The sequence below is a fragment of the Metabacillus malikii genome (assembly GCF_030813355.1).
Classification (GTDB): domain Bacteria; phylum Bacillota; class Bacilli; order Bacillales; family Bacillaceae; genus Metabacillus; species Metabacillus malikii.
Map to the genome: position 1 here is coordinate 190,826 of NZ_JAUSUD010000006.1, position 10,310 is coordinate 201,135.

The 10,310-nt window shown below is 36.7% G+C and carries 7 protein-coding genes; 1 reads left to right on the forward strand and 6 read right to left on the reverse strand.

The window, feature by feature from the left end:
* Positions 1-8: 8 nt before the first annotated feature.
* The 5 genes from rpoZ to J2S19_RS08635 all read right to left on the reverse strand — a co-directional run bounded on the left by rpoZ (position 9) and on the right by J2S19_RS08635 (position 5,100).
* Positions 9-209, reverse strand: coding sequence for a DNA-directed RNA polymerase subunit omega (gene rpoZ, locus J2S19_RS08615; protein WP_307340105.1), 201 nt, complete (start codon positions 207-209; stop codon positions 9-11).
* 1 nt (position 210) lies between these two features.
* On the reverse strand, positions 211-825 hold the full coding sequence (gene gmk / locus J2S19_RS08620; RefSeq protein WP_307340165.1) for a guanylate kinase: 615 nt from the start codon (positions 823-825) through the stop codon (positions 211-213).
* A 14-nt stretch (positions 826-839) separates the two neighbouring features.
* The gene (remA, locus tag J2S19_RS08625) at positions 840-1,103 is read right to left on the reverse strand and encodes an extracellular matrix/biofilm regulator RemA (protein WP_026559405.1); all 264 of its coding nucleotides are present in this window, start codon (positions 1,101-1,103) and stop codon (positions 840-842) included.
* Positions 1,104-1,178: 75 nt separating this feature from the next.
* Positions 1,179-2,057, reverse strand: a complete 879-nt coding sequence (locus tag J2S19_RS08630) for a YicC/YloC family endoribonuclease (protein ID WP_307340109.1) — start codon at positions 2,055-2,057, stop codon at positions 1,179-1,181.
* A 364-nt stretch (positions 2,058-2,421) separates the two neighbouring features.
* On the reverse strand, positions 2,422-5,100 hold the full coding sequence (locus tag J2S19_RS08635) for a calcium-translocating P-type ATPase, SERCA-type (protein WP_307340112.1): 2,679 nt from the start codon (positions 5,098-5,100) through the stop codon (positions 2,422-2,424).
* Between the two features lie 273 nt (positions 5,101-5,373).
* On the opposite strand from J2S19_RS08635, the gene J2S19_RS08640 reads away from it, so the two are divergent.
* Positions 5,374-7,089, forward strand: coding sequence for an Rqc2 family fibronectin-binding protein (locus tag J2S19_RS08640; protein ID WP_307340114.1), 1,716 nt, complete (start codon positions 5,374-5,376; stop codon positions 7,087-7,089).
* A gap of 647 nt (positions 7,090-7,736) precedes the next feature.
* On the opposite strand, the gene J2S19_RS08645 is transcribed toward J2S19_RS08640, so the two are convergent.
* Positions 7,737-10,310 (reverse strand): SH3 domain-containing protein (locus J2S19_RS08645; protein ID WP_307340120.1); only part of this gene is annotated, 2,574 nt, incomplete at its 5' end.

Consider the following 10,310-nt stretch of genomic DNA (forward strand, 5'->3'; position numbering starts at 1 on the left):
ATCATTTATTATTTTTCTGTTCTTTGATAATCTAAAAGTCCAGCATTGATTTCTTCCAGTGCTTTACCTACATACTTATGAGAAACAGGTTTGGCAATTTGTTGGTCACTTAATTCTTGCATTTCACGTGCTCGTTTTGCAGCAACGGTTACAAGTGTATATTTCGAGTCCAGCTTATTCATTAAAACATCAATTGATGGGTATAACATATTATTCAACCTCCAGTAGTTTTTTATAACGTGGGGCAACTCTCTCTCTTCGACAATGTTCTGCAGTAACGATTGCTTTTATACGGTCACAAGCTAATTTGACATCGTCATTCTCAACCACATAATCATAAGCATCCATCATGATAATTTCTTCTTTGGCAACTTTCATACGGTTGTCGATCAGTTCTTCAGATTCTGTTCCCCTTGTTACAATTCGGTTTTTAAGTTCATTTAAACTAGGTGGGCTTAGGAAGATAAACAATCCTTCCGGAAATGCTTTGCGAACTTGTAATGCCCCTTGAACTTCTATTTCAAGAAAAACATCTTTACCTTCACTTAATGTTTGTTCGACATAATCAATTGGTGTTCCATAATAATTACCTACATATTCAGCCCATTCTAAAAGCTTATTTTCCGAAATCAACGTTTCAAATTCTTCACGGGATTTGAAAAAATAATCTACTCCGTCTATTTCTCCCTCTCGCGGCTTCCTAGTAGTCATTGATATCGAATATTCAAATGATGTATCAACTTGTGAAAATAATTCCTTTCTAACTGTACCTTTGCCTACACCAGATGGTCCAGACAGAACGATTAATAATCCTCTTTCTTTTATCAAAACTTATTTCCCTACCCTTCGTCTGAAAGCTCATCTTTATTTGAAAGTCTCTGAGCGACTGTTTCAGGTTGAACAGCGGACAAAATGATGTGGTCGCTATCCATAATCACAACTGCTCGAGTTCGACGTCCGTATGTTGCGTCAATTAACATACCTCTATCACGTGCATCCTGAATTATTCTCTTAATTGGAGCTGATTCAGGACTTACGATTGAAATAATTCGGTTGGCGGAAACTATATTACCAAATCCGATATTAATTAATTTAATGCTCATATGTATGCTCCCCCTACTAAAAGGACAAAACTATTTTTGCCCGATAAGCCCTTTTATAATCAACAAGATAAGATCCTATTCAATATTTTGGACTTGTTCTTTCAATTTTTCAATTAAACTTTTAATTTCGACAACATTTTTTGCTATCAATCGATCATTTGCTTTTGAGCCAATTGTATTTGCTTCTCTATTTAATTCTTGTACTAGAAAATCGAGTTTTCTACCAATTGGTTCTTTCATTTGTAGAGTATCTTCAAATTGCTGTATGTGACTATGAATTCTAGTCAATTCTTCACTTATATCTGCCTTTTCAGCAAACATGGCAACTTCAGTAAGAATTCGCTGTTCATCAATCGTATCCTTTACGTATTCAGTAATTCGCTTTTCTATTTTTTCACGATATTGCTCGGTAACGAGCGGGGCTATTGTTTCTAGTTCGTTCGTTAACGATTTTAACAATACTAGTCTTTCAGTTAAATCATTTGATAAAAGCTTCCCCTCTGCTTTCCTCATATTAACTAATTGGATTGCAGCAGTCTCCACAAGATTTAATAACTTTGTTTCAAACGTTTCATCCTTCACAGGACGTTCACGGATTTCCATTACTTCATTCATCTTTAGAATGTTCATTAATGTTAAATCATCTTTAAGGGAGAAACGATCCTTAATCTGGTGTAATGTTTCAACATACTGGTCAAGAATTGTCCAATCTACGTGTATAGATTTTTCAATTAATGCCTCACCTTCAAGATTAACAAATATTTCAACTCTGCCTCTTTTTACATGTTCATTAATGACTTTTCTTATTTTTTCCTCCAGTATCATATATTGTTTCGGTATTTTAATAGAGATATCTAGAAATCGATGATTCACAGATTTCATTTCAACCGTCATCATACTAGAGGATGACATTTCAGCTGACGCACGGCCATAACCGGTCATACTAAATACCATTTTAAATCACACACTTTCTTCGTACCTCTAAGTTTCAATAGTTGTTTTCGTGTTGATAATGATGCCATGTATGTAAGTGTCGATGAATTCGCCAAAATGATTCTCTCAAATTGGAAACCAAAGATTTAGAGACACTTAACAGTCATCCTTTGTAAAATATGCACCATGCATACTCTCGTTATAATTAATAACTCTTCATAATATGTAAACTCTTATAGTTTTTTCATCATCTGTTAATGTAACATAAATACTTACACGGGTTATACTTAGTATATGTAACCTCGGCTATTCTACGTTTAATCGTTCTAAATAAAAAGCAAAAGGGATGACTTCTGGGTCACCCCTTTTTGGATTATAACATAATTTACGATTTTTTTCTTGTTAAAAGTGAACCAGCTAGTAAAAAAGTTGGGATAGCTGACATTCCGAGAATTAACAACCAATCTCTAAGCATGATTGGGATTGTATGAAAAATAGGTTGTAATGGTGGATAATAAATGACAACTAACATAAGTAAAATCGATGATATAACGGCAAAAATTAGATACATGTTTTCGAATGGATTACGATCAAAAATTGATTTTTCACTTCTACAGTCAAATACATGTATTAGTTGTGCCATAACAAGCGTTGCAAATGCAATAGTTTGTGCGTACGCTAAATCATCAGGATTACGGTAATAGACAATCATAAATGCAGCCAACGTAACTATACCGATTAAAAACCCTCGAGATATGACCTTCCATCCGAGACCCCTTGCAAAAACACCTTCCTTAGGATGTCTAGGCTTGCGCTTCATTAAATCCCCTTCTGGTTGGTCGAGTCCAAGTGCCATAGCAGGTAAACCATCTGTCACTAAATTTACCCATAATATTTGGATAGGGACTAATGGCAACGGCAAAGCTAATAACATCGCAAATAGCATCACTAAAATCTCACCTACATTTGAAGCAAGTAAATATCGAATAAATTTGCGGATATTTTCATAGATATTTCTTCCTTCTTTAATAGCAGACTTTATTGTAGCAAAATTATCATCTACTAAAATAAGTGAAGAAGCTTCTTTCGCAACGTCTGTTCCAGTAATCCCCATTGAGATACCGATATCAGCGGCTTTAATTGCTGGTGCATCATTTACCCCATCACCGGTCATTGCAACAATATGCCCTTTATTTTGTAACGCCTTCACAATTTTTAGTTTATGTTCTGGTGAAACTCTTGCAAATACATAAACATCGTCAACAATTTCCTCAAGTTCTTCTACTGATAATAGAGATAAATCCTTGCCCTCTAGTACCCGTCCATGCGTTGGCAGTATATTTAACTGCTTAGCAATCGCCTTAGCAGTAATAACGTGATCACCTGTAATCATCACTGTTTTAATACCTGCATCACGACACTCTTTTACAGCCTGTTTCACTTCTGGTCTTGGCGGATCTATCATCCCTTGTAAACCAATAAAGACTAAGTCCTTTTCTGCTGCAACACTATTTTGTATCCGTTCATTTGACGATAAAGGCTTATATGCAATTGCTATCGTACGCAATGCTTGTGATGCAAGAGACTCTATCGCCTTTCTAACCTTTTCCTCATTCTCTCTCGACAATTTTTCTTGTCTTTCATTCCAAAGTATACTGTTTGAGATCCCTAACAAAACATCTGGCGCACCTTTTGTCACAACAAATTGCTTTCCGTTTTTGTCTTTTACTATAACACTCATCATTTTCCTTGTTGAATCAAACGGAAACTCTTCAACGATTTCAAAATTATTAAGAAGTGACTCCTTTTTAAAGCCTGCCTTCATTGCTGCGACTAATAATGCACCTTCTGTAGGGTCACCATCTAAATGAAATTCACCGTTTTTTTCGATAATTTCTGCACTATTACATAACGATCCAAACGTTAAAATTTGTTGTAATGTCTTCGATTGGCTGATATTAACCTCTTTGTCGTTGTAAAAAAACTCACCATGCGGATGATAACCTGTTCCACTCACATGCCAAACTTTATCACTTGACCATATTTGTGTAACAGTCATCTTATTTTGAGTCATTGTTCCTGTTTTATCTGAACAAATGACCGAAGCACATCCTAGTGTCTCTACTGCAGGTAATTTTCTAACAATCGATTTTTGTTTAATCATTCGTTGTACACCAAGTGAGAGTGCTACTGTAACAATTGCTGGTAACCCTTCCGGAATGGCAGCTACAGCCAACGATACCCCAGCTAGGAACATATCGTATATATTATGCCCTTGTAATACACCTATTGCTACAACAAGGACAGTTAGCGCCAGTGCAACAACGATTAATATTTTTCCTAATTGCTCTAATCTTCTTTGAAGTGGTGTCTCCATCGTTTCAGCATTTTGTAATAGGTCAGCAATCTGACCCATTGCAGTATTCATACCAGTCCCTACCACGACACCAAGTCCTGATCCTCTTGTTACTAACGTCCCCATAAAGACCATGTTCGTTAAATCACCGAGCCCTACCTCTTGGCCACTAATAGGATTTATTGATTTTTGAACTGGTAGTGACTCACCTGTTAACGCAGATTCTTCTACTTCCAGGCTTTTTGTTTCGAGGAGTCGCATATCCGCACCTATTCGATCTCCACTTGTAAACTTGACAATATCTCCCGGCACTAATTCCTTTGAGAGAATTTTTATCCACTCACCATTTCTGAGAGCTGTTACTTGTGGAGCAGACAATTCCTTTAGTGCTTCAAGTGATTTCTCCGCTCTTTTTTCTTGAAAAAAACCTAATATTCCGTTAACTAAAACAATTGCGATAATTGCAATCGCATCGATATATTCTCCTAGTAAACCAGATATCAACGTGGCTACCAATAATACAAGCACCATAAAATCTTTAAATTGATTTAAAAATAGCAGTATCGCTGACGGTCGCTCTGCTTCAGTTAGTTCATTGAGCCCGAATTTTTCTTCTCGCTTTTTTACCTCCTTTGTTGTTAACCCAGATTCGATATCTGTATTCGTTGATTTCGTCACTTCTTCTGGTCTCATTTCATGCCAATTCATTTATCACCTACACACCCCTTAAACAGAATGATATTAGCGCATTTTGTAAGGGAATATTGTCCATTGCCTAAAACATATTAATAACGGACATTCCACTCCACGTCATGCATGTCTATAAGACAACTTATTCAGACTCGTCCTAAAACATGCTATAATCTAAAAAGAAACTTCGTCTTCTATAAAATGGTTTTATAAAGATTGACACAAACTATATTTACTTAAAGTCATTTGAAACTTATACGAGGGCAGTGTTAACCAAAAGGAGATTTTAACATGTCATTTGATGGATTATTTACATACGCAATAACGAAGGAACTAAAAACAGCACTTATGTATGGGAAGGTTACAAAAATACACCAGCCTTATAAATATGATTTAATATTTCAGATTCGTTCAGGCGGGAAAAATCATCGACTATTCTTATCTGCACATCCCAGCTATGCGCGTATTCATATTACTAATGAGATGTACGATAACCCTAGTGAACCGCCAATGTTCTGTATGTTGCTTCGAAAACACCTCGAAGGCGGAACGATTCAACATATTGAACAACTTGATATGGAAAGGATTATTATTTTCGATATTAAAAGTCATAATGAACTTGGTGATGTTACAGAAAAGCGCCTCATTGTTGAAATTATGGGGAGACATAGCAACATCATCATTATCGATAAAGATAGAGGATTAATATTAGATAGCATTAAACATTTATCACCTGCTGTGAATCGCCACAGAACGGTTCTACCCGGCCAGCCCTACGTATTACCGCCAAGTCAAGATAAATTAAATCCGTTGCAAACTGACGAAGATACACTGTTAAAAAAGCTGGACTTTAATGCCGGAAAGCTTGATAAACAAATCGTTGATCAATTCGCAGGAATTTCACCGCTTATCGCAAAAGAAATCCTTTACCGTGCAGGGCTAGTCAATCGAGTAACTTTACCGAAAGCATTTACTTCACTGATGACCGAACTTAAGTCAGGCGAGTTATTACCAAGTATTTATGTACAAGGAAATAAAGAATTCTTTTATATGTTGAGACTAACCCACATAGAATCTGCTGAAACAAAAACATTCCCTACAATATCTCAGTTATTGGACAGATATTACTACGGAAAAGCGGAACGTGACCGTGTCAAACAACAAGGCAATGACTTGGAGCGTTTTATCATTAATGAACGGAAAAAAAATGAGAATAAAATAAAAAAATTAGAAGCAACCCTTCATCAAGCAGAGAAAGCTGCTCAATATCAACTATTTGGTGAACTATTAACCGCTAATCTTTATTCAATACAGAAGGGTGATAAGGAAGCAGAAGTAATTAATTATTATGACGAAGATGGAGCGACTGTAACTATCCCATTAGACATCCAAAAAACCCCGTCTGAGAACGCCCAAAAGTACTTTTCGAAGTATCAAAAGGCAAAAAATTCTGTTGATGTAGTTCAGGAGCAAATTCAAATAGCTAATAAAGAAATTGAGTATTTTGACAGATTTATTCAACAACTCGAATCAGCTTCTCCACGAGATATCGAGGAAATACGAGAGGAATTAATGGAAGGGGGCTACTTAAAACAAAGACAATCCAGAACAATTAAAAAGAAAAAACAACAAAAACCTGTACTCGAAACATACATTTCGAGTGACGGAACTGAAATTTTAGTTGGAAAAAATAATAAACAGAATGAATATTTAACAAATAAACTGGCTGCACGAGATGACTTGTGGTTCCATACAAAGGACATACCAGGTTCTCATGTTGTCATTCGTAGCAAAAACCCTTCAAACGATACAATTATTGAAGCAGCTACAATTGCTGCATACTTTAGCAAAGCAAAAAACTCTAGCTCTGTCCCTGTTGATTTTACAGCTATTAGATATGTTAAAAAACCAAACGGTTCAAAGCCTGGGTATGTAATTTATGATAATCAGCAAACTGTTTATGTTACACCAAACGAGGATACAGTGTTCAAACTACGTAAAGGATAATATGTAATACTAAAAGCTGATTGTGTTTATGTTTATAAATTAAAGCTCTTTTCTAAAAGCTTGTTGCTTTTGCACTAACCTTTTTTTCGGGATTTGTTGGAGCTGATGCAGGATTCCTGCGGGATGCGTGTGAAGCCACTTAAAAAGTATACTGATTTCTGATAAGTATCTACTTTCAAGCAATTTAATGTACAAATAATGCGGCTTATCTATGTATAGTTTAGTTGGAGCGTAAGAGCGAGACAGCCGTGAGATGTGTGGGAGAGCTGAGACGTGAGGAGGCGTTTGCGCTGAGGAGATCGAAAAGCGTAGGCGGCTTGCCCATAGACGTGCAAACTCAAACGGGCATCGACTAAGACCAAAGGAATCACGATAAGACCGGGGCGAATCGATGATGATCGTATGGAGATGACCCGAAGTTTGTTTGTTCGTGCCGCAGGAGCTATGAGGCTCACTTCCTACCCCCGCCCGTGAGTACTGTAAGAGGAGACAAACCCTAAATGACAACTCAGTTATAAGCAACAATTTTTACGAAACAGCCTTAATTAAAAGGGGTGACTCTAGTAACAGACCCATTTTACACATCATAGTGTAAAACGAACGGTCTGTTACTTTGGAGTCACCCTTCAGTTATTCTCTATCTCGTATTACTTATATTTAGGTATATCTAATACAAGCTTATATGCATCTAACAAACTATATAAATTATAAATTTGTTTTACTTGCTTAGCAGCCCAACCGATATCAGTAGCGTATTGGTGTGATGCTCGTCCATTTTCAACCGCAGACTTTGGATTCCAACGCATTTTATAAAGAGTATCTTGACCTGAATTAATATAGCCTTGTGCAATGAATTTTGCTCCACCTATAATTGCTTCCTCCGGTGTAAACCAGCCAGCATTGTACGCATATTGGGCACCACTAGATACAGCTGAGCCATCATAGGCTCCAATGCCGTACATATTATAAACAGTCCTTCCGTTTACGACAACACCTTTTGCTAAAGTGGACGTACCGTTTCCAGTTTCTAATAATGCATGGGAAATTAAATAGATTTCATTAACCTTATATTTATCTCCAGCCTGAATAAACGCATTTGCTTTACCATCTAAAATACCCTTCCCTGCAAGTATTCTGGTATTGACCTCTTCAGAGTTTAAGTTTGCTGGTAATGATAATTTTAAAAACTGTAATGAATCTACTGTTGTATTTAAGAAATTTGAAGGTTGTAAATAGTATTTTACATCTTCAGGACTAGCATTTACCCACGACTTGTTATAATTTACTTGGTACCAAGTGTACCCATCCGCGCCTGTTACTTTAGAGATAATTTGCAACGATTGGCCTTTCGATACCGATCCTACGACCCAATGGTTTGTACCTGCCCCACCGCGTACATTCCAACCATTCCCTTTAACAGTTCCAGTGGTAGCACTAGTTAACGTTAATGCATCTTCTCTAATATATGTATTGTACTTCTTATCTGTTTGTGGTTTTACAGCCATCTGAATTTCTGTTAATTTATCAAGAGTTATATCAAACTGTTCTTCAATTTTCTCTGTATCTGCAATAGATGTACCTGGATTAAATGGTTCAGTTGCTATTAAATATTGCGAGCTGACAAAACCTGTTTTTCCATTAGCAGAAACTTTAGCCCAATTATTTTCTTCAGAAATGATTGTCACAATAGTCCCTCGTGCTAATTTTGTTAAAATCGATGCACTTGTTGATGCACTTTCTCTCATATTTAATGTTGAACCATGCATGACATTGACATATTTCCGGTTAACTTTATCTGTGTCAGTTATTGGGTCTTTTACATTTGGTTGTTCATTTGATTCAGGCAACTCAGGTGTCGGCTCAGGTACCTTTATCTCGGAACCAGGTTTAGATTTTGAAAGAAATTCTGTGCTTACAAATCCTTTTTTGCCATAAGCCTCGATACTTGCCCAACCATCTTTGACTGAATATACAGTTACCTCCAATCCTCTTGGAAGTTTTACAATTATCGATGAAGCAACGGAAGCATTATTTCTCATATTTAAAGTAGATCCTAACGAAACATCTACAAACATTTGTTCCTTTTTATTTTCTTGTACTGGTTCAACTGGTTTTTCTGAAGGCCCTTCTGATGTTAAAAATTGTGTGCTTACGTACCCCACAATTTGATTAACCTTTATTTTAGCCCAACCATTTGCATCATTCATTACTAGAACCTGCGTATTTTTTGGCAATTTCGTTAAAATTGTAGAATTTGTAGAAGCTGCCTTTCTAACATTTAAAACTGAATTTCCACTTACTAAAACATATTTTGTTTCTGTTTTATTAGATTCTGCAGGTTTTGGTGCAAGATTGCTAGACTTATTATTAGAAAGATACTGACTACTTACATAGCCAACTTGGCCGAACACCTCAACTTTTGACCAGCCATTTGCGTCGGAAAGTACTTTTACTTCTTTATCTTTCGCTAACTTTATCATAATTGAAGCCGTTGTCGTCGGCTTAGTGCGCACATTTAATGTACCGCTTGTAACAGAAACATACTTCGTAACTGGTTTTGGGACATTTGTGCTAGGAGTTGTACTTTGCACCCCTGCCGTTAAATACTTCGAGCTGACATAACCTTCTTTTCCTGATACTTGTATTTTTGACCAGCCATTAGTCTCAGATATGACTTCGACTGCAGTACCACTCTTTAACGATGTTAAAATAGTTGTCCCTGTTGATGCACCAACTCGCATGTTTAATGACCCACTTGTGACTGATACATATTTTGTTGTTCGTGGGACGATTGCAGGTGTACTAATTGTATTACTGCTCGTTTGTCCTTTATCTGATAAGTACTTAGAACTGACATAGCCTTCTTTTCCTGATGCTTTAACTTTCGACCAGCCATTTGACTCTGAAATAACTTCGACTGCAGTACCTTTCGACAACGATGTTAACACAGGTGCACTCGTCGTTGCCCCTGAACGCATGTTTAATGACCCATTTGTGACTGATACATATTTCGTAGTTTGTGTCGATGAAGTACTTGTTGCAGGCTTTGCATCTGAATGATTATTATGAGTCAGACTGTTTGTAAGGTACTTAGTACTAACATACCCCTCTTTTCCCGATGCTTTTACTTTCGACCAGCCATTTGACTCTGAAATAACTTCGACTGCAGTACCTTTCGACAACGATGTTAACACAGGTGCACTCGTCGTTGCCCCTGAACG